This window comes from Rhodococcus sp. ARC_M12 (assembly GCF_022810385.1).
Classification (GTDB): Bacteria; Actinomycetota; Actinomycetes; order Mycobacteriales; family Mycobacteriaceae; genus Rhodococcoides; species Rhodococcoides navarretei.
Window position 1 is genome coordinate 113941 of record NZ_JALGQI010000016.1, and the last position, 20736, is coordinate 134676.

At 65.1% G+C, this 20736-nt stretch carries 15 protein-coding genes; 9 read left to right on the forward strand and 6 right to left on the reverse strand.

Annotation, left to right across the window (positions count from 1 at the left end):
- Nucleotides 1–9 precede the first annotated feature (9 nt).
- On the forward strand, nt 10–2379 hold the full coding sequence (locus MTX35_RS19970; RefSeq protein ID WP_243596626.1) for a lysylphosphatidylglycerol synthase transmembrane domain-containing protein: 2370 nt from the start codon (nt 10–12) through the stop codon (nt 2377–2379).
- Between the two features lie 148 nt (nt 2380–2527).
- Entirely contained in the window at nt 2528–4210 is a 1683-nt protein-coding gene (locus MTX35_RS19975; protein ID WP_243596627.1) for a bifunctional diguanylate cyclase/phosphodiesterase, read from the forward strand.
- 15 nt (nt 4211–4225) lie between these two features.
- Here the strand turns inward: MTX35_RS19975 and MTX35_RS19980 are convergent, their stop codons facing one another.
- Both MTX35_RS19980 and MTX35_RS19985 read right to left on the reverse strand, forming a co-directional pair.
- Nucleotides 4226–4522, reverse strand: a complete 297-nt coding sequence (locus MTX35_RS19980) for a putative quinol monooxygenase (protein ID WP_243596628.1) — start codon at nt 4520–4522, stop codon at nt 4226–4228.
- A gap of 45 nt (nt 4523–4567) precedes the next feature.
- Nucleotides 4568–6073, reverse strand: coding sequence for a PucR family transcriptional regulator (locus tag MTX35_RS19985; RefSeq protein ID WP_243596629.1), 1506 nt, complete (start codon nt 6071–6073; stop codon nt 4568–4570).
- A 149-nt stretch (nt 6074–6222) separates the two neighbouring features.
- Here MTX35_RS19985 and MTX35_RS19990 point away from each other — a divergent pair, with 149 nt between their 5' ends.
- The 6 genes from MTX35_RS19990 to MTX35_RS20015 all read left to right on the forward strand — a co-directional run bounded on the left by MTX35_RS19990 (nt 6223) and on the right by MTX35_RS20015 (nt 13868).
- Nucleotides 6223–7089: a xanthine dehydrogenase family protein subunit M gene (locus MTX35_RS19990; RefSeq protein WP_243596630.1), complete on the forward strand. Its 867-nt coding sequence runs from the start codon at nt 6223–6225 to the stop codon at nt 7087–7089.
- A gap of 2 nt (nt 7090–7091) precedes the next feature.
- Nucleotides 7092–7565: a (2Fe-2S)-binding protein gene (locus tag MTX35_RS19995; RefSeq protein ID WP_279396121.1), complete on the forward strand. Its 474-nt coding sequence runs from the start codon at nt 7092–7094 to the stop codon at nt 7563–7565.
- Nucleotides 7562–8914 (forward strand): 8-oxoguanine deaminase, encoded by a 1353-nt coding sequence (locus MTX35_RS20000; protein ID WP_243596632.1) that lies wholly within the window; start codon nt 7562–7564, stop codon nt 8912–8914. The genes MTX35_RS19995 and MTX35_RS20000 overlap by 4 nt, the downstream gene beginning before the upstream one ends.
- The gene (locus MTX35_RS20005) at nt 8911–11235 is read left to right on the forward strand and encodes a molybdopterin cofactor-binding domain-containing protein (RefSeq protein ID WP_243596633.1); all 2325 of its coding nucleotides are present in this window, start codon (nt 8911–8913) and stop codon (nt 11233–11235) included. Before MTX35_RS20000 ends, MTX35_RS20005 begins: the two co-directional genes overlap by 4 nt.
- Before the next feature lie 109 nt (nt 11236–11344).
- Nucleotides 11345–12787: an NCS2 family permease gene (locus MTX35_RS20010; protein WP_243596634.1), complete on the forward strand. Its 1443-nt coding sequence runs from the start codon at nt 11345–11347 to the stop codon at nt 12785–12787.
- Between the two features lies 1 nt (nt 12788).
- Nucleotides 12789–13868 carry an XdhC family protein gene (locus MTX35_RS20015; protein WP_243596635.1) on the forward strand — a complete coding sequence of 360 codons (1080 nt, stop codon included), beginning with the start codon at nt 12789–12791 and terminating at the stop codon, nt 13866–13868.
- A gap of 47 nt (nt 13869–13915) precedes the next feature.
- Here MTX35_RS20015 and MTX35_RS20020 read toward each other — a convergent pair whose 3' ends face one another.
- On the reverse strand, nt 13916–14275 hold the full coding sequence (locus MTX35_RS20020; RefSeq protein ID WP_243596636.1) for a hypothetical protein: 360 nt from the start codon (nt 14273–14275) through the stop codon (nt 13916–13918).
- A 599-nt stretch (nt 14276–14874) separates the two neighbouring features.
- Between MTX35_RS20020 and MTX35_RS20025 the strand changes: the two genes are divergently transcribed.
- Nucleotides 14875–17235, forward strand: coding sequence for a DUF222 domain-containing protein (locus MTX35_RS20025; RefSeq protein ID WP_243596637.1), 2361 nt, complete (start codon nt 14875–14877; stop codon nt 17233–17235).
- On the opposite strand, the gene allB is transcribed toward MTX35_RS20025, so the two are convergent.
- The 3 genes from allB to MTX35_RS20040 are packed head-to-tail and all read right to left on the reverse strand — an operon-like array spanning nt 17232 to nt 20735.
- Nucleotides 17232–18602, reverse strand: a complete 1371-nt coding sequence (allB, locus tag MTX35_RS20030; protein WP_243596638.1) for an allantoinase AllB — start codon at nt 18600–18602, stop codon at nt 17232–17234. The two genes, MTX35_RS20025 and allB, sit on opposite strands and share 4 nt — an antisense overlap.
- On the reverse strand, nt 18544–19587 hold the full coding sequence (alc, locus tag MTX35_RS20035) for an allantoicase (protein ID WP_243596639.1): 1044 nt from the start codon (nt 19585–19587) through the stop codon (nt 18544–18546). Before alc ends, allB begins: the two co-directional genes overlap by 59 nt.
- Nucleotides 19584–20735 (reverse strand): glycerate kinase, encoded by a 1152-nt coding sequence (locus MTX35_RS20040; protein ID WP_243596640.1) that lies wholly within the window; start codon nt 20733–20735, stop codon nt 19584–19586. The genes alc and MTX35_RS20040 overlap by 4 nt, the downstream gene beginning before the upstream one ends.
- Nucleotide 20736: the final 1 nt, after the last annotated feature.

Consider the following 20736-nt stretch of genomic DNA (forward strand, 5'->3'; position numbering starts at 1 on the left):
GTTGACCCCATGCGCGTGGATGGGCGGGACGTTCCCGTAGCGGGAAACCTGCTTCAGCCGTTGGTGCGAAGAACCAGCGACATCATTCGGGTCGTATCGGCCGCGGTACTGCTCGGCGTGGTGATCGCGGGTTCCTTGATCACCCGAAATCAGTGGGATGCGCTGGAAGAATCGGTATCGAACATCGTGGGCGTGCTCAGCCCCGACCAATCCAATGCCGTCTACATCGTCTACGGCGTCGCCATTCTCGCGCTCCCGTTCGGCGTACTGATCGGGCTGATCGCCGGCCTCAAATGGAAACTGCTCGCCGGGTATGCGGCCGCCGCCCTGCTGGCCGCACTGGCACTGTCGATCACCGGAACCGGGATCTCCACGCCCACCTGGGACCTCGACGTCCCCGAGCGACTCGATACGTTCCTCGCGCAATTCCTCGACGACTCCCGCTGGATCGCCATGTTGGCTGCGGCCCTGACGGTCTCCGGCCCAGGCCTGCCCGCGCGATGGCGTCGGGCATGGTGGACGCTGTTGCTCGCGTTCGTGCCGATCCATCTGGTCGTCTCCACTGTCGTCCCGGCTCGCTCGATGCTCGGTCTGGCCGTCGGCTGGCTGGTCGGTGCCGTCATCGTGCTGCTGGTCGGTACGCCGGCTCTCGAGGTTCCGCTCGACGCGGCGGTTCGTCTGTTCCACAGCCGCGGCGTCACCGTTCGCAGCTTCACCGTCGTCCGTCCCGCCGGTCCCGGCCCACTGGTTCTGAACGCGCACACGCCCGACGCGGATGTGGTGGTCGAGCTGTACGGGCAGAATCAGCGTAGCGGTGGTGCCCTGCGCCAGTTCTGGCGGTGGATCACGCTGCGTGGCAGCGAGACTGCGCCACTCCATGCGTCCATGCGGCGAGCCGTCGAGCATCGTGCGTTGATGGGTCTGGCCATCAAGGGCCTCGGAGCTGCGGGCAGCCATCCGCTGGCGGTAGCGGCGCTCGATCGAGGGTGGACGCTGTACGCGCACAGCCAGCCACTCGGAGATCCGATCGAGGCAGAGCACGACGATGCCACCCTCAACGCTCTGTGGTCGGCTCTGAACACGCTGCACGAGAACCAGATCTCCCACGGCGATCTGCACCGAGGCGAACTCCGGATCCACGACGGCAAAGCCCTGTTCTGCGGCTTCGGTCACGCCGAATTGGGTGCGTCGGATTCACAGATGCAATCGGACGTGGCGCAGCTGTTGCTCACCACCGCAGATCTTTTCGGCCCGCAGCGTGCGGTCGCCACTGCTCTGGACGTACTCGGCTTCGACACCGTGGTCGCGGCCTCGGGCCGTCTCACCAAATCCGCCATCCCGCCTCGCGTTCGGCAATCGGTGTCCGACGACGCACAGACGATGAAGGCGATCCGGCTCGAAGTCCTCGAGCAGACCGGTGCCGCCAAGATCGAAGCCGAACAGGTAACCCGGTTCAGCCGCAACCAGATCATCTCCCTCGTGCTGTTGATCGGGTTGGTCTACGTCGCCTATCCGTTCATCAGCGCGGTACCCGCGTTCGTCGTCGAGCTCGGTTCGGTGAACTGGTGGTGGGCACTGCTGGGCTTGGCCGTGTCCGCCCTGACGTACATCGGCGCCGGAGCTGCGTTGTGGGCGTGCGCGTTCGGCAAGGTCAGCTTCTGGAATCTGACGGTGATGCAGGTCGCGAACACCTTCGCGGCAACGACGACACCGGCGGGCGTCGGCGGACTGGCCCTGAGCGTGCGATTCCTGCAGAAGGGTGGCCTCGGCACGGTCCGCGCGACGGCCGCTGTGGCGCTTCAACAATCCGTCCAGGTGATCACGCACGTGAGCCTGTTGATCTTCTTCAGCGTCGTCGCCGGTACCTCGTCCGGTCTGTCCAACATGGTGCCCGGAAACACCGTGCTGTATCTGATCGCCGGTGCCGCATTCGGCGTCGTCGGGACGTTCATGTTCGTACCCAAGCTACGACGCTGGCTCCGAGTCGCCATCCGGCCACAGATCAAGGAAGTCCTCACCGAACTGGGCGAGCTCGCCCGCGACCCCAAACGCTTCTCGATCATCATCCTCGGCTGCGCAGCAACGACCCTGGGTGCGGCGCTCGCGTTGTGGGCGAGCATCGAGGCCTTCGGCGGCGGCACCACGTTCGTGACGGTGACGGTGGTGACCATGATCGGCGGAACCCTCGCCTCCGCCGCACCGACTCCCGGCGGTGTGGGAGCCGTGGAGGCCGCGCTCATCGGGGGTCTGGCCGCGTTCGGTGTACCCGCGTCCATCGCCGTACCGTCGGTGTTGCTCTACCGCGTTCTGACCTGCTGGTTACCGGTGTTTCTCGGGTGGCCCACCTTGCGGTGGCTCACCAAGCGAGACATGGTCTGATTCGCCGGATTCCGGGTACGGCCATGCCGTGGATGCTAGCGTTCATGCAGGCTAGGGGCCTTATTCTACGAAGGGCATTGCCATATCCGATCAGGGAGACTTCGTCCCCACCGCGAAGGAACGATGGGTCAGGCTGTTCATCAGCTCGATGACACTGACGTTCGGACTGGCCGGTGCGCTGATGGTCCCGGCGGGGCAGTTCTCGGAGTCGATGTCGATCGCGGTCCTGCTCGCCTCGGCCACCACGGTGCCCGTGGCCATCGCCTGGTATCTCCGCCCCTGGACGTCGTCGCGCCTGGCGACGGCCTACATCCTGTACGCCGATGTCGGCATCGTCTCGGTTCTGTTCTCGTTCCAGACTCACTTCGACGCCATGCCGGGATGCGCGATGTTCGCGATCGTCGCCGCATTCATCGTCGTCGGAAGTTCGTATCGGGTGATGGTGATCCACCTCGGCGTCGCGGCCGTCACGTTGGTCACGCTCGGTGTTCTCGCCGTCGCCGACGGAGCCGATCCGTGGTCGACGGCGTCGCGCATCGTCACCATCGGCTCGCTGTACGCGGCTCCGTTCATGATCAAGGCGTACATCGGGCAGCTCAGGTCGAAAGCAGCGCGAGCACTGCGCGATCCGCTGACCGGCCTGTGGAATCGCCGCGGACTGCTGGACACCGTGGACACACAGGTCGGCGAGGCAGTAGGGGTGACCGTCCTCGACATCGACCGTTTCAAGCAGATCAACGACAGATTCGGGCACCCCTCGGGCGATGCCGTTCTCGTCGAAGTCGCCCGACGACTGTCCGAGGCGGTGGGCGATCGGTCGGCGATCGCACGATTGGGCGGCGACGAGTTCGTGGTTGTCAGAGCCGGAACTCGCGAGGAGATCACTCAGTCGGACAACAGGATTCGGGCCGCCCTGGAGGAGACGTTCGACGGACCGCAGTTCACCACCAGCCTCGGATCGGCCGTGGAAGCACTCGATTCCGACACCAGTATTCACGTCCTCGTTCGACGCTTGATCGCACTGGCCGACATCGAAATGTACCGATTCAAGGCACGAACCGCGGGGAGCACGGTTCCCGCTCGGCAGCCAGAAGCGAACTCACACGAGCAGACGCGGCACCGGATCGACGAGCTGATCGCATCCGGCGGCCCCGACATCTTCTTCCAGCCCATCTGCGACACCGACACCGGATCGGTCGTCGGCTTCGAGGCGCTCTCGCGCTTCCCCTTCGGTGCCGGATCGCCTCTGTCGTGGTACCGAGACGCCACGGAGGCCGGGATCGGTCCCCGCCTGGAACGTGCCGCACTCGACCGGGCGCTCGACGCGATGTGCGCGTTACCGTCGGACGCGTTCGTCTCGCTGAACGCATCCGCGGACACCATCCGAACAACGAACCTGCTCGATCGACTACGCCCGCACCTGGCGTCGCGGACGTTCCACCTCGAGATCACCGAGCACGAGCGTGTCGACGACTACCTCGCGGTCATCCGTGCGATCGACAGTCTGCGTTCCGCGGGGGTACAGATTTCCATCGACGACGTCGGCGCAGGATTCGCCGGTCTGCGCCACGTCGTCGAACTGCGCCCGGACATCCTCAAGGTGGACTACGCGCTCGTCCACGGCATCGACCGCGATCCCCTGCGTCGAGCAGCCGCGAAGGCCATCATCGACTTCGCCCGCCAGATCGAGGCCACCGTCATCATGGAAGGCGTCGAGACCGAAGCGGAGCGGCAGGTCGCGAGCGAACTCGGGGCCCAGATGGTTCAGGGCTTCCTCACCGGCCGACCGGAACCGGCGTCCGCGCACTCCCGCCGACAGATGACGAGGTAGACGAGCTCCCGCCGATCAGATCGACGAATCGACGGTGAACTTCGTCAGAGTCGGCGCGGCAGCCAGCAACGGCGGCAAATCGACGATCTTGCCGGGACCGGCCCGGAACTCGCGGTACTTCGCATCGGCCTCGACCGACTCCCACGTCTCGTAGGCGACGACATGCGCCTCGTTCTCCTCGTCCACCCACACCTCGACACCGAGGCAACCCTCGAATGCGCGGGTATCGGCAAGCACCGTGCGCAGCAACTCACGCGCCTCGGCAAGAGATTCGGGCTTGAAGGTCAGATCCAACAGAGCAATGAGAGCCATGGGCTTCAGTGTATGGGTCGTTCCGCAGGCTCCACTCCTGAGTGGTCATCTCAGCCGAAGAGCCAAGTAGAACTCGATTCTGTCCTCCAGTCGCGACAGATCGCGGCCGGTGAGTTCCTCGATGCGCTGGATGCGATATCGGACGGAATTGACATGCATGTGCAGTTGTTCGGCACATCGTGTCCAGGCACCGTTCGTGTCGAGATACACCGACAGTGTCTCCACCAGGTCACTGTTGTGCTGGTCGTCGTACTCGACCAACGGAGCCAGCAGACGTGAGGTGAACATCCGTCGCACGTCGTCGGGAACGTTGGCGAGAAGAATTGTCAGCGTGGCCAATTCATCATGTCCGACGACGCTGCAGTCCGAGCCGCGGCGCTCGGCGAGCCGGCGGGCATACCGCGCTTCCTCGATGGCGCTTCGGATGTCGGCGGGCGCGGTCGGAGCACTGACGCCGATCGACGTGCCGCTCCCGATCAATCCCGGGGCCAACGCCTGGACAGCACGCCGGATGGAATCGGTTCGATCGGTCGGCGCCTCCACCAATGCGAACGCCTCGTCGTCGACGACTCCCACCGTGATCTCGAGCGGTGCCAGCACCTCTCGCAGAAGCGGGCGCAACTCACCGAGCCGCACCGTCTCACCCGACGTGGCCACAGCTACAGCGGCGTACCGTGTTTCGATGTCGAGTCCGATGACGTGCATCTGAGCGAGGATGTCCGTGGCCGTCGCCCCACCGACGATCGAGCGCACGAATTCCTGGGCCAGAATCCCTGAGCCAGACAAGCGATCGTCCGCACGGCTGCGCTCGACCGCGACGATGGACGCCAACTGCTCGGCCAAAGAGATCCGCGGTGCATCCCATATCTGCCAATCGCTTTCGAATGCCACGAACCAGTCCACCACCCGCGGCGTGACCTCTCCGTCGACCGCAAAGATCGAGACCCGTTGCGCCTGCGAGTATCTCGGCATCCGGACCGACGTCATGAACTCGTGCGCCAGGTAGCCGGTGTCGGGTGGATCCTCGGATCCGGCGAGTACCCGCCCCGACGAGGTGACGACCCAGCACCTCATCCCCAGGTCGGAACTGACCATGTCCAGGAGCGGACCCAGCCCGCCGCCCGGTCCTGCGCTCGCCACGAGGCGTCGGTGCCGATCGAGCACGAGGCTCAGGTCCGATGCTCGTGCCGTCGACAGTTGCCGGACGACGCTCTCGGTGACCGTGGCGAACGCGATGTCGGCGGGTACGCGAAAGAGCGGCAGACCGTATTCGCGACAGGCGTCGACCAGATCGTCGGGTACCACGCCGCCGTCGGATGCCGCCAGCGCGGCGATGCCGGCCTTGGACACCGCCCGTACGAAGGTTCTCGAGTCCTCGGGGCCGGTCCGCCACATCAAGCCGGTCAACACCAGCTCGCCGCCGCTGAGGTAGCGGCTCGGATCGAGCATGTCGGTAGTCACGACCCATCTGATGGTCGGATCGAAGTGCTCGGGAGTCACGATCGGCTGCAGTTGCAGATCGGGGAGATCGGCCAGATCACGCAGTCTCACGGTGAATCGACCTCCCTCTTCGTAGGAACCTCCAAAACCTACACTGTGATCGGCGTCATACTTCGTCGTTCCTGTCTCTCGTTCGCGTCGTGCCCGGCGGCTGTACTGGGTGAACACGACCGAAAGACACGTGAGCGGAGAGCAGCACGATGGAATTTCTACGGCCACAGACCTGGGGCGACGCGTTGGCCGCGAAGGCCGACGACGTCGACGTGGTGCCCATTCAGGGCGGCACCGACGTCATGGTCGAGATGAACTTCGACCTGCACCGCCCGGGCGCATTGCTGGATCTGAACCCGATCACCGAACTCACCGAATGGGAACGGCTACCCGACGGAACGCTGCGGGTGGGAGCAGGCGTGCCGTACGTCCGCATCATCGCCGAGCTCGGAGACGCGCTTCCCGGCATTTCCCAGGCGTCGCGCACCGTCGGTTCACCGCAGATCCGCAATCGCGGCACCGTCGGCGGCAACCTCGGTGGCGCGTCACCCGCAGGCGATCTGCATGCACCACTGCTCGCTGCGGGCGCGACCGTCGAGGTCGAATCGGCCGAGCGCGGCGTGCGCATGATCCCCGCGACCGAGTTCTACCTCGGCGTCAAACGCAATTCCTGTCAGCCGGACGAACTCATCCGAGCGTTTCACGTAGCGCCGGCAGCGGGACCGCAGTATTTCTCGAAGATCGGCACCCGTAATGCGATGGTCATCGCCGTCTGTTCGTTCTCGATCGCACTGTTTCCGCAGGAGGGTCGCATCGGTACCGGTCTCGGCTCCGCTGCGCCGACGCCGCGCCGGGCTTACGATGCCGAGAACTACCTCGCGGCCGAACTCGAGTGGGACGGTGCCCTCGATCCTAGGGTGTCGGAGGAATTCGGCCGATTGGTCAGTGCGGCAGCAAGTCCCATCGACGACGTACGAGGCACTGCCGATTACCGCAAGCACGCCCTGTCCGTGATGGCCCGGCGAACACTGGGTTGGGCATGGCGAGACCTCACAGCCGCACGGAAGGTGGCCTGAACATGCGAGTCAACTGCACTATCAACGGAAAAGACATGGAAGCCGACGACGTCTGGGAGGGCGAAAGTCTGCTCTACCTGTTGCGTGAACGCATGGGCCTCCCCGGATCCAAGAACGCGTGCGAGCAAGGCGAATGCGGTTCGTGCACCGTCTACCTCGACGGTATCCCCGCCTGCGCCTGCCTGGTGGCCGCCGGACAGGTCGAGGGCCGCGAGATTCGTACCGTCGAAGGCCTCGCCGACGGCGACAAGCTGGATCCGATGCAAGAAGCGTTCGTCGAGTGCGGTGCCGTCCAGTGCGGATTCTGCACCCCGGGACTCGTGGTCCAGGCGCACGATCTGATCGAGCGCGTTCCGAATCCGTCGGACGTCGAAATCCGCGAGTCGCTCGCCGGAAACCTCTGCCGCTGTACCGGATACGAGAAGATCCTCGACGCTGTTCGACTGGCGGCTACTCGAAAGGCCGAATCCGCATGACCACCGTAATCTCCGATGCCTACATCGCCCCCATCGTCGGCGACGAAATCCCGAACGGCTATCTCGTCGTCGAGGGCACGACGATCACCGCGATCGGATCGGGCCCGGCACCGGTCATCCCCGGGGCCGAGACGATCGACGCCTCCGGCTGCCTCGTCACCCCAGGCCTGGTCAATACCCACCACCACCTGTACCAGTGGGCATCCCAGGGCCTGGCCAAGGACAACACGCTCTTCGAATGGCTTGTCGCACTGTACAAGCCGTGGTCGAAGATGGACGCCGAGGTGGTCGGTGGAGCTGCCGCCGCCGGGCTGGGATGGCTGGCGAAGTCGGGGTGCACCACGAGCACCGATCACCACTACATCTTTCCCAAGGGCCGAGGCGACCTGTTCGCCGCCGAGATCGACGCGGCGCAGCGCATCGGCGTCCGATTCCAACCGTGCCGCGGCTCGATGGACCGGGGTGTGTCCGACGGCGGTCTGCCACCGGACGAGGTGGTCGAATCACTCGACGACATCCTCACCGCCACTGCCGAGGCCATCGACACGTATCACGACGCCTCCTTCGGTTCGATGCTCCGGATCGCGGTCGCGCCCTGCTCCCCGTTCTCCATCAGTAAAGAGCTGCTCGTGGAGTCCGCCGGGCTTGCTCGCGCGAAAGGTGTTCGACTGCATACTCATCTGGCCGAGACCCTGGACGAGGAAGAGCACTGCCTCGCGCAGATGAACTGCACCCCGGTCGAATACATGGAGCAGGTGGGCTGGCTGGGCGACGACGTCTGGTTCGCGCACGCGGTACACCTGCACGATTCCGATATCGCGAAGATGGCGGCCACCGGTACCGGTACTGCGCACTGCCCGAGTTCCAATGCACGTCTCGGTGCGGGCATCGCCCGGATCTCGGACCTGCTCGCCGCCGGCGCACCCGTCGGCCTCGGAGTCGACGGCTCGGCCTCGGCCGAAATGGTGCCACTGGCCGGCGAAGTCCGGCAGGCGATGTACATGCAGCGCGCCAAATACGGACCGACTGCGCTGACGGCGCGTCAGGCACTCGAGATCGGAACCATCGGCGGCGCAACTGTACTGGGACGGCAGAGCGAGATCGGTTCGCTCGAGGTCGGCAAGCTCGCCGACATCGCGATCTGGCGAACAGACGGCTTCTACTCGGCGGTGGACGACCCCGTCGTCGCATTCGCGTACGGGCAGACGCCACCGCTGGCGCGGTTGATGGTCGGCGGGCGAACGATCGTCGAGAACGACGTCTTGACCAGCGCACCGCAGGACGAAATAGGCCGCGCCGGAGCCGATGCGCACCGTCGCCTGATGAAACTCGCGGAGGACGTGCTGTGAGCGCCCCGACCACTACACCCCGGCAAGCTCCCGCCGACATCCCGGCTCCGGGCCGCGGTCTCGTCGGCGACAGCCCGCTCCGGCCCGACGGAACGCTGAAGGTCAAGGGCGAGTTCGCCTATTCGTCGGACCTGTTCATCGACGGCATGCTCTGGGGCGCAACGCTCCGCAGTCCGCATCCGCGGGCGACGATCGTCTCCATCGACATCTCGAAGGCGCTGGCGACACCCGGCGTCGAGGCGGTACTCACCCACGACGACGTGCCGGGACGCAAGTGCTTCGGGCTCGACCACACGTGGGATCAGCCGGTACTGGCCTTCGACGAGGTGCGGCACGAGGGTGAGCCCATCGCCCTGATCGCGGCCGATCATCCCGAAACTGCCCGGCGTGCAATGGAGAAGATCGTCGTGGTCTACGACGTGCTCGAACCCCTGACCGATGCTCGACGCGCAGCATTGGACCCGGACTACCCCAAGGTGCAGGAACGCGGCGGGGTGGCGCGCCATCAGCCGGTGCGTGTCGGCAACGTCGCTGCCGCCCGCGCCACTGCGGACGTGATCGTCAGCAGCGACTTCGCCGTCGGGATCCAGGATCAGGCATTCTTGGGACCCGAATCGGGACTTGCCGTGCCGGCCGAGGACGGCGGAATCGACCTCTACGTCGCCACTCAGTGGATGCACAACGACCTCGTCCAGATCGGGCCGTGCCTCGGACTGCCCGAGGAGAAGATCAGGATGACGCTCGCCGGCGTCGGCGGCGCGTTCGGCGGCCGCGAGGACCTCTCGATGCAGATCCACGCCGCGATGCTCGCGGTGCACACCGGCAAACCCGTCAAGATCGTCTACAACCGCTACGAGTCGTTCTTCGGTCACGTGCACCGCCACCCGGCGCAGATGCACTACGAGTACGGTGCAACTCGCGACGGCAAGCTGGTGTTCGCAGACGTCGAGATCATCCTCGACGGCGGCGCGTACACCTCGGCCACCCTCAACGTCGTGGGCAACGCAGCCTCGCTGGGCGTCGGACCGTACGTCATTCCCAACATCGAGATCGACGCGTACGGGGTGTACACGAACAATCCACCCTGCGGTGCGATGCGTGGATTCGGTGCCGTACAAGCATGTTTCGCGTACGAGTCGATGATGGACAAGCTCGGCGAGGCCTGCGGCATCGGTCCCGTGGCGATCCGGCAGATCAACGCCGTCAGCCAGGGATCGATCCTCGCGACCGGCCAGGTCATCGAAGCCCCTGCCCCACTGGCCGAGATGCTCGCCCGAGCCGAGGCGATGGAACTGCCTGCCCCCGTGGACGCGTCGGACATCCGTAATCTGCCGGGCGGGGCGTCGCAGACCACCCACGGCGAAGGCGTCGTACGCGGGATCGGATACGGCGTCGGCATCAAAAACATCTGCTTCTCCGAGAACTACGACGACTACTCCACCGCGCGCGTACGGCTGGAGGTGATCGGGGGCGAGGCAACAGCATTGGTGCACACCGCCGCTGCCGAGGTGGGTCAAGGTCTGGTGACATTGGAGGCGCAGATCGCGCGCACCGAGCTCGGCGTCACCAACGTGGTCATCCATCCCGCCGACACCAAGGTCGGCAATGCCGGCTCCTCCTCGGCGTCGAGGCAGTCGTACATGACCGGCGGCGCAGTCAAGACCGCGTGCGAGGCTGTCCGCGAGGCGGTGTTCGTCCTGGCCGGCCTGTACCTCGGCCGCGCGGTGGCCGACCTGAGCCTCGACGGCGGCAAGATCGTCTCGGCCACCGACGGCGTGCTGGCGACCATCGAGGACGTGCTCGGCGAGCGGGTCATCGAGCAGACACGTGAATTCCACCATCGCCCCACCAGCGGCATGGATCCGGTCACCGGACAGGGCGCGAGCCATACCCAGCTCGCCCTGTGTGTCCATCGCGCCGTGGTGGACGTCGACGTCGAACTCGGCCTGGTGAAGGTGGTCGAGATGGCGGCCGTGCAGGACGTCGGCAAGATCCTCAACCGGCTGTCGCTCGAAGGCCAAATCCACGGCGGCACAGCGCAGGGCCTCGGGCTCGCCGTGATGGAGGAGATCGTCGTCGTCGACGGCCTGGTGAAGAACCCGTCGTTCACCGATTACCTGATTCCGACCATTCTCGACATGCCGCCCATGAAGCTGGACATTCTCGAGAACCCGGATCCTTTGGCACCGTACGGCCTTCGCGGTGCGGGGGAGCCCCCCACGCTGTCGTCCACGCCTGCCGTCGTCGCTGCCATTCGCAACGCCACCGGACTCGCCCTGACCCGAGTTCCCGTCCGACCCGAACACATCGTCAACCCCTGATTCATTCGATGAGACCTTTTCCAGCACAGCGCGACCCGAGGCCAACTCCCCCGGCACGGTCACCGTCACACGTTCGGACAAGGTTGATCACGCCCTGGGAGGGCCGATCATGACCGATGTACACACAACCAGCACTCGTCACAGCGGACGAGGTCGATCCCAGATCGACAAGTTCTTCGACATCACCGGTCGAGGCTCCACGGTCTCTCGCGAGATCCGCGGTGGCGTCACCACATTCGTGGCTATGGCGTACCTCATCGTCCTCATACCACTGATCATCGGCGATGCTCGGGACGTCACCGGTGCGACTCTCGATGCGGCGCAACTGTCGACGATGGTCGCTCTGTCCGCCGGCCTGACGACCATCCTGATGGGCGTCGTCGGTAACGCGCCCCTCGCGATGGCGGCCGGGCTCGGGGTGACTCCCATCGTGGTGTTCCAGGCGGCCCCGTACATGACGTGGCCGCAGGCGATGGGGCTGGTGGTTCTCGAGGGCGTCGTCATCGTCGTGTTCGCCCTCACCGGCATTCGGCAACTCATCATGGATGCGATACCGCTCGTTCTGAAGCAGGCGATCGGCGTCGGGATCGGCGCATTCATCGCGCTCATCGGCTTGGTCGATGCCGGGTTCGTCGGACACCACGAGTCCGCAGCCACCGCGGTCACCCTCGGCACGTTCGGCAAGCTCGCCGGCTGGCCCGTCTTCGTCTTCTGCGTCGGTCTGGTTCTCATGATCATGCTGTTCGTGCGGAAGGTGCCGGGCGCAATGCTGATCGGCATCTTCGTCGCCACCAATCTCGCGATCATCCTCAACTCGGTGTTCGACATCGCACCCGAGGCGTGGGGACCCGTCGTACCGAAGGTGCCCGATTCCATCGTCGCCACACCGCAATTCGACCTGCTCTTCAACGTCGACCTGTTCGGCGGGTTCGCTCGGGCAGGTGTGGTGACGGCCTCGGTGGTGCTGTTCACCCTCGTGCTCTCAGGTTTTTTCGACGCCATGGGCACCATCCTGGGCGTCGGTGAGGAAGCCGGCCTCGTCGACAAGCAGGGCAGGATGCCGGGTCTGAGTCGCATCCTCACTGTCGACGGCATCGGTGCCATCGTCGGTGGCGCGATCAACGGATCTGCCAACACCGCCGTCGTCGAGTCCGCTGCAGGCGTCACCGAAGGTGCCCGAACCGGTCTTGCCAGCGTCGTCACCGGCGGACTGTTGACCAGCCTGATCTTCTTCACCCCGCTGGCCGGGGTTGTCCCCGTCGGAGCAGCGGCACCGGCACTGGTTCTGGTGGGCGCGCTGATGATGACGCATGTGCGCAAGATCAATTGGGAGAACACCGAAATCGCGATACCGGCCTTCCTGACGATCGTGCTGATGCCCTTCACCTACTCGATCACCGTGGGAGTCGCGGCGGGTGTCATCTCGTACACCCTCGTTCGACTCGCCAAAGGCAAAGCACGCCAAACACATTGGCTGCTGTATCTGATGTCGGGAATCTTCCTGGTCTACTTCGCCCTGCACCCAATCGAAGAAGCGTTGGGAATCTCGTAACGTGAAAGAGATCGTCGATCGTCTGATCGCCTGGGACCACGCCGGTGTTCCCTACGCGGTGGCAACGGTCATCGCGGTATCCGGAAGTGCTCCACGGCTTCCGGGTGCCGCGATGGCGGTCTGTGCCGACGGTGAAGCAGTCGGCAGCGTCTCCGGCGGCTGCGTCGAAGGAGCAGTGTACGAGCTGTGCCTGCAGGTCCTCGAGACAGGCGATTCCACGCGAGAATCGTTCGGCTACAGCGATGTCGACGCTTTTGCGGTCGGCTTGACGTGCGGCGGAGTGATCGAGGTGTTCGTCCGCCTCGGGCCTCCGCGGGCCGTGCTCGCAGCCATCGCGTCGGATGCTTCGGTGGCGACGGTGACGCTGCTTTCCGGGTCCGGGCAGTCACTTGCGGTCTCTTCTTCGGCAACCATGGGCACGACCGGTTTTTCCGACGTCGACGCAGTGGTCGTGGGTGAGGCGCTGGCGATGCTGGACTCCGGCGGTACCGGCATTCGGTCGGTGCGGTGCCGGCCGGACCTCGACGTGTTCGTCCAGTCGTACGCCACTGCCCCGCGGCTATTGATCTTCGGGGCCATCGATTACGCCGGAGCGCTCGCCCGCGTGGGAAAGTTCCTCGGCTACCACGTCACGGTATGCGATGCCCGTCCCGTATTCGCTACAGCTGCCAGGTTTCCCGATGCCGATGACGTTGTGACCGAATGGCCGCACAGCTACCTGGCGCGAACTATGGTCGATGCCCGGACGGTGATCTGCGTACTCACCCACGACGCCAAATTCGACGTGCCTCTGCTCGAGGTGGCCTTGCGACTGCCCGTCGCCTTCGTCGGGGCCATGGGATCGCGTCGGACTCACGACGATCGGGCGACCCGGTTACGTGAGGTGGGGCTGACGGAGCAGGAGCTCGCACGCTTGAAGTCGCCGATCGGCCTGGACTTGGGTGCGAGAACGCCCGAGGAAACTGCGCTGGCTATCGCGGCGGAATTCGTGGCCGTGCGGCGCGGGGGTAGTGCGTTGCCACTGACACGCACTGCGGGTCCGATCCACCACGACGACGGGGCGAATGCGAAGTACGCCTGACATCGGCCCCGTGGATCGCGCGGTCAGTGACCGGTCCCATCTGCGAGCTACTGCCCGCGGCGTGAACGCCACTGACCACGCGCGATGATGGCGATGACGATCACGACCGCCGAGGCAACGGTCACACCGAACGCCCCTCCAAGAGGAAGTACGTCCGTCAAGACCGGAACCGGTACGAGTAGAGCCAGCACGACCGCCACAGCCACAACCGGGAAGATGACTATCGCCAAAAATTTGTCCTTCTGCCGATCCCAGTCGGGTCCAGCTTGAAGTAGCTTCTCCTTCCGCATCACCCACGCATAGAACGGAACCAGCGGTATCAGCAGCAGTAATACCGACAGCGGGTATCCGGTCCTACCGAGGAGCGCGTAGATCAGCGTCGATGTCACCGCCGAAGCCCACGTCATGATCACAGCCATGCCGAGGGCCAACAAGAATGGCGACTCTCGTGGCGTTTGATCAGATCCAGACGGCATCGTCCGATCGTCCACTGTCAAGACCTCCCAACTAGAGGCATGCCGCAATGATGCCACCGACGCCCGACAAAGAGACGATGAGCTCCGCCGCTTCCGCAGACGCGTTCGCAGGGAACGTACCACTACGTAGGAAGGCCAAGACTGGTAATTCGTGCCGCTTCAGCCGCCGGAGCCGACCCGGTCTCGGAAGTGTTTGTGACACCAAGTGTTCCGGATTATGGAGGCGAATGTACAAGCTTTCTGGTGAGTCCCGCGGTTGCCTCGGCTACGTACGCCATCGCAATCCTTGGCGTGAAGCCAATCGATCGACTCTCACTCTCGTGACCAATACGGTTCAGCGGTCCAAGGAAGACGATGTCCGGTCGTAACCTGATCGCCTCCGGCACGGATCACTTCGCCGGACCCTGCACGAAACAGTGCAGCTCAGCGGCCTTGAATTGCGGGTTTTCGTTTCTTGTCGGAGGGTCGCGATACTCTTCTTTCAGTTCGAACAGGCGTTCTTGTTTCGGCTCACCGGGGGGGTGAAAAGGATGGGTGCAGTACCGACCGTGTCGTTGGAGGCGTTGACCGCTGCCGCACGCGCAGAAAACCGTCAAGCTTCTCGCAAGATCACCGCCTGCTATCGAGTGCACTGCGACTGGATCACCCGCGACACCAAGCACAAGCACTACAGCCGATACGGACGCACCGAAATGGCAGTCGCGTTGGGTTGCTCCGCCACCGTCGCCGAATCGTATGTGTCCGTCGGCGTCGCCCTGCACACCCGACTCCCTCTGGTGAAGACCGCGTTCGAGGCCGGGGAGATCGACCTCCCCCGAGTACGGACGGTGTGCCGAATCCTCGACAACCTCTCCGACACCATCGTCACGATGGTCGAGGGCGAGATCGTCGAAGCAGCGCAACGTAATTCGCCCGGTCCGTTGGAGAAGGAGATCTGGGACATACTGCTGCGTGTCGCACCCGAGGAAGCCGCAGCACTACGGGAGTTCGCGAAGAAATTCCGGACCGTCACCTACAGCCCCGCCGGCGAACTCGCCCGCATCCGAGCGGAATTGACCGCACCCGAAGCCGCCGCCGCCTGGCAACTGCTCGAAGAGATGGCCGACACCCTCTGCCCGAAAGACCCGCGCGGCAGGAAAGAACGCCTGTGCGATGCGTTCATGGCCCGCATGCACGGCGAACCCCGACTGGCATGCCTGTGCCAATGCGAGGACTGCCCGAAAAAAGATGCGGTGTTGCCCGATCGGCGGGTGCCGTTGACGATGATCACCGTCGATATCGCCACCCTGCTCGGACTGCTCGCCAACCCCGCCTACCTGGCAGGACACGGATCCATCGATGCGGATCTCGCCCGAGAACTCGCCCGCAACAGTCACTGGCAGATCCTGCTCACCGAAGCAGTCACCCTCGCAGAGAAACTGGGACTGGCGGTGCAAAACCCGGAAACCGGGGAATGGGAACGACGTTCGGACGGCGAGAAGGCGGGGACTGCAACAGGAGCCGAGTCAGGAACAGTGACGGACGCCGACGCAGACACAGGCGTCGACGCAGGCAGAGACGAAGGCGTGGACTCGGCTGCTGATGCCGCTACGGCTGCACATGGTGATGGGGGAATGGGGTCGGCCACGGATTCGGGCAGGGCGGGTGATCCCTCGACCGAACCGACTTCGGCCAGTACACCTCCACCTGCACCTGCACCTGCTCCTGCTCCTGCGCGTGCACCGGTGGACACCTCGACACCGGCACCAGCGGCACCGGCAGATGAGGTCGACGAGACAGACGATGTCGGGGAAAACGGTGAGGCCGACGAGGCCGACGAGGCCGCGCCCATCTCTGCGGCCGACCCGTCGGCAACTCCTGACGAGGGTGCCGCCGATCCTGTGCGGAAGCACGCAGCAACACCTGCAGGGTCACCGGTGACCGACCCGTCAGCGGCGGCAAAGTCTCACACCGACCCAGAGGCAACCCCATCGGCTGAATCCGCGACAGCATCGCAATCACCTGGGCCACGGACATCGCCGGCACCTGATATCGCACCGAGCTGTTCGGAATCACGCTCGTCCACAACACCATCCGGCTCCACGACATCGGGCTCTGCAGGATCCGGTCCGACGTCAGCCGAAACACCGACACCAGGAACTGCCGCTGCCGCCAGCGACAACCCACACTCGCGTCGGCTGGGATCACTGACCTCTGCCGCAGCTCTGTTCTGCACCCACACCCCCGTCGGCCGAGGCACACGGCACAGCTCTGCCCTCGATCTCTCGACGCTTGACCGCGCCGCCCGTAACCAGTCGGGCCTCGGGCCTTCGGGCAACCGCTCGGGCTGTACACCCAGTGGCATCTACCTCGGCAACGCATCCCTCGCCGCAACCCTCGAAGCCGCCATCGCCGCCGACCCCACCCTCGGAAAACCAGTACCCCGCGACCCCCTCACCGACCGAGCCCTGATCTACCGACCCGACACCCTCACCACCGCCGCCGTTCGCCTGCGCGACCGACACTGCCGCTTCCCTGGCTGCAACCGCCCCGCCGCACGATGCCAACTCGACCACATCAATCCCTTCGACCACACGAACCCCCTCGGCGGCGGCTGGACCACGGTCAACAACCTCCAATGCCTTTGCGAGTTCCACCACAGTGTCAAAACCGCCGGCTACTGGACAGCAGTCATGCTCCCCGGCGGAGCGATCCTGTGGACCTCCATCTCGAAGACCACCCGAATCACTCTGCCCACCAACGGCACAGCCGTCCCCAACCTCGGCAACGACCTGAGACCACACATCCCCACCAAACCCAGACGGTCCGGCATCATCGCCTACCCAGACCCACCGAACCCACCCGACAACGAACAACCCGAGACAGACGACACGGCAGCACCGCCGTTCTAGGCGCGCACCAGCAGACACCCGGTCGAGGATTCCGACCCCGCGATCCACGACCGTCGCACCACACCCGACAAGCCCAGTCGATCGTAAGCAGTCACCGGATTGCGGTGGTGCAGCCGGTCCACGTCCACAGTGAACCTCTCGTCCGGTGCGAACACCACAAGGTCTGCTGCACTGCCGATTTCGATTCGGCCACGGTCGACCATACCTACCTGATCGGCAGTGTTCGTTGCCATCCACCGCACGATGTCGGTCAGCGCGAACCCACGGGAACGTGCCTCGGTCCACACCGCAGCCAGTGACACCTGCAGCGACGCAATCCCACCCCACGCGTCACCGAAGTCTCCGGTGTCGAACCTCTTCAGATCCGGAGTGCAGGGGGAGTGGTCGGTGACGATGGTGTCGATCGTGCCGTCGCGCAAACCCTGCCACAGCGCCTCTCGGTTACCGGCCTCGCGAATCGGCGGGCAACACTTGAACTGCGTCGCGCCCGCCGGCACGGCCTCGGCATCGAAACACAGGTAGTGCGGACAGGTTTCGACGGTCAGCCGCACCCCGTCCCGCTTCGCCACCGCAATCATCGGTAGCGCATCGGCACTCGACAGATGCAGAATGTGCACCCGGCACCCCGTCCGACGAGACAATTCGATCACCTGCTCGACGGCACGGTTCTCGGCCGCACGTGGACGCGATTCCAAGAAGCCCGAGTACTCACGGCCTGTCGCCGCAGGTGCCTCGGCGATCACCTCGGCGTTCTCGGCGTGCACGATCATCAGCCCGTCGAACGACGCGATCTCGATGAGAGCCTTCTCCAGTTCCGGCAGCGTCAGCGGCGGAAACTCGTCCACTCCCGACGCGAGCAGGAAGCACTTGAAACCGAAGACACCCGCATCCTGCAGCGGACGCAGCTGATCGACGTTCCCCGGCACGGCCCCGCCCCAGAATCCGACGTTCACCAACGACTGATCCGCCGCCACCCTGCGCTTGATCTCCAACGCGGCGACGTCGACCGTCGGAGGAATGCTGTTGAGCGGCATGTCGACGATGGTCGTGATGCCGCCCGCCGCGGCCGCCCGGGTAGCGCTGGCAAACCCCTCCCACTCCGTGCGCCCCGGCTCGTTCACGTGAACGTGGGTATCGACCAGGCCGGGCAGCAGCACCTCGTCCGGCCCGAGCTCGACCACCGTCGCAGCAGCCGCCGAAGCATCCAAATCGTAGGAATCGATAGCCACGATCCGGCCGTCCCGGACAGAAACCGACGCTGAGACCTCCTGTCCACCGATCACCGCACGAGCAGCGCGAACGACCAGATCAGACTGCACTGGAGACACTTTGGAGCTCCGAGGACTTCCACGCGATGTCCGCCGCATCGAGGGCTTCGGCGTCGAGTTCACCGAACAGGCGCAACCGGGACAGTCCACCATCGGGGTACACGTCCAGCCGCAGGTGCGTGTACGCGTCGGACTCGTTCAGCAGGAAGCGGTGACGGGTATCCGGTTGGACGGCGGTGCGGGGCAGAATTTCGCTCCATGCCGTCGGGTCCGTGATGTGTCGGCGACGAGAATCGATGGCAGTGAGTCGGATCCACCCCGGTGCGTTACCGACGTAGTAGCTCGTATCGACCTCCACGTGGCGCGGGGCACCGGGGGAGGCGAGGGCGAATACGGCAAAGTCGTTGCCGCCGTTGCGTCGACGCGAATTCTCCCAGCCTTCACCCATGTTGCGGGCCCGCCCGGGCAGGATGATGTTGGCGGGTGAAGAGTAGAACGCATCGGAGCAGTCGGTGAGCCGCGCACCGTTCTCGGCCGCGAGCAGATCGATAGTGCCGGCGAGGAACCTCGGATCCTGTACCACCTGGCCGTGCACGCGGAATCGCGCAACGCCGCCGTCGGGGTAGATCGACAGGCGCACATGCGTCCACCGGTGTCGATCGGCTACCGCGTACGTGTTCGCGGTGTCACCGGCTGCGGGGGACTTGTCGACGATGGTGTGCCAATCTGCCTTCAGCACATCCTCGATGGACGGGTAACCCTCGATCGACGCGGCCTCGATGGACACGAACGGCGGGTAGTTGCCGGTGAAGTGAGCGGTGTCGACCACGACGCCGTGCACGATGCCCGGCGAGCCCAGTCGCACGATCGCCCAGTCGTGACCACCTTCGTCGCGACGACGACGAGTCTCCCACCCGTCGTACACCTTTCCCTTGTGGCCGAAGTCCGCGGGATCGAACAGCGGGGCGTCGGGCCTGATCAGGTTCTCGCGCTGGGCGAACAGTTCGTCGTTCGCCGCGGAGACGCTGCCGCCGAGCGCCCGAGAAGCAAGATCGGTCAGCGTGGTGAAGTTCGTAGTGGTCATGAAGTTCCTTCCAAAATGTCTGTGGTGGCCAATGTTCGGCCGACCTCGTGCAACAACCTGGCGGCATCGCGCATCGAGATTCGTGGGTCCGGCTCCACGTCGGACAGTGCATAGGAGGCGGTGATTCCGTAAGGACGCAACCGATCGATACCGATGACGCTGCGACCCGCCACGGTGATCACCGGAACACCCGCTGCACGTGCGGCCTGCGCGACACCGATCGGGGCCTTCCCGTGCAGGCTCTGCTCGTCCAGCGAACCCTCTCCGGTGACGACCACATCCGCCGACGCCACAGCGCTACCGAAGTCGATCAACTCGAGGACGGTCTCGATGCCGGGCTTGGCCAACGCTCCGAGTACAGCCATGGCTCCGAAAGCCGTGCCGCCGGCCGCCCCGGTGCCAGCAATGCCGCTGACGTCCCGCCCGATGGCGTTGCGCACCAGGTGCGCCCACTGTCGCATCCCGTGTTCGAGGTACAGCAGCTCCTGCGGTCCGGCACCCTTCTGTGCGCCGTACACCGCTGCGGCTCCGGTGACACCGAGCAACGGATTGTCGACATCGCAGGCCAACTCGAACATCGCGTTCCGAGCCGACGGCAGCACGCCGCTCAGATCCAGCTGGACCGCGCCGCGCAGCGCACCGCCACCGAGCGGAACTTCATTGCCGTCGGCGTCGAGGATGCGCGCACCCAGTGCCGTGAGCATTCCCGCGCCGCCGTCGGTGGATGCGCTGCCCCCGAGCCCGACGACGATACGCCGCGCACCTGAAACAGACCCGGTGCCGGCCCCGAGCGCATGGGCGATGACGGTGCCCAACCCGAACGTGCTGGCTCCCAGCGCATCCGGCCGCCCGTCGGGCAAGAGCTCGAGCCCGACCGCCGACGCCAGTTCGACGACGGCAGTATCGCCACGTCGGGCATACGACGTATCGACCGGCTCACCGGTCGGGCCCGTGCACGTGACTGCGACTCGGTCCCACCCGGCGGCAACGGCAGCATCGACGGTGCCGTCACCCCCATCGGCGACGGGCAGGCACACCGTATCGAGCGACGAATCGACCGAGAGAATCCCCGATGCCAACGCCCGTGCGACGTCCGCCGCCGACAGCGAGCCCTTGAACTTGTCCGGGGACAGCAGAATTCGCGTCATC

Bases quoted from the DNA above. Each gene is read 5' to 3' on its own strand.
- MTX35_RS19970 (WP_243596626.1), top strand. From the start codon at position 10: ATGCGCGTGGATGGGCGGGACGTTCCCGTAGCGGGAAACCTGCTTCAG.
- MTX35_RS19975 (WP_243596627.1), top strand. From the start codon at position 2,528: ATGACACTGACGTTCGGACTGGCCGGTGCGCTGATGGTCCCGGCGGGG.
- MTX35_RS19980 (WP_243596628.1), bottom strand. From the start codon at position 4,522: ATGGCTCTCATTGCTCTGTTGGATCTGACCTTCAAGCCCGAATCTCTT.
- MTX35_RS19990 (WP_243596630.1), top strand. From the start codon at position 6,223: ATGGAATTTCTACGGCCACAGACCTGGGGCGACGCGTTGGCCGCGAAG.
- MTX35_RS19995 (WP_279396121.1), top strand. From the start codon at position 7,092: ATGCGAGTCAACTGCACTATCAACGGAAAAGACATGGAAGCCGACGAC.
- MTX35_RS20000 (WP_243596632.1), top strand. From the start codon at position 7,562: ATGACCACCGTAATCTCCGATGCCTACATCGCCCCCATCGTCGGCGAC.
- MTX35_RS20010 (WP_243596634.1), top strand. From the start codon at position 11,345: ATGACCGATGTACACACAACCAGCACTCGTCACAGCGGACGAGGTCGA.
- MTX35_RS20020 (WP_243596636.1), bottom strand. From the start codon at position 14,275: ATGACGTGGGCTTCGGCGGTGACATCGACGCTGATCTACGCGCTCCTC.
- MTX35_RS20025 (WP_243596637.1), top strand. From the start codon at position 14,875: ATGGGTGCAGTACCGACCGTGTCGTTGGAGGCGTTGACCGCTGCCGCA.
- allB (WP_243596638.1), bottom strand. From the start codon at position 18,602: ATGCGGCGGACATCGCGTGGAAGTCCTCGGAGCTCCAAAGTGTCTCCA.
- alc (WP_243596639.1), bottom strand. From the start codon at position 19,587: ATGACCACTACGAACTTCACCACGCTGACCGATCTTGCTTCTCGGGCG.
- MTX35_RS20040 (WP_243596640.1), bottom strand. From the start codon at position 20,735: ATGACGCGAATTCTGCTGTCCCCGGACAAGTTCAAGGGCTCGCTGTCG.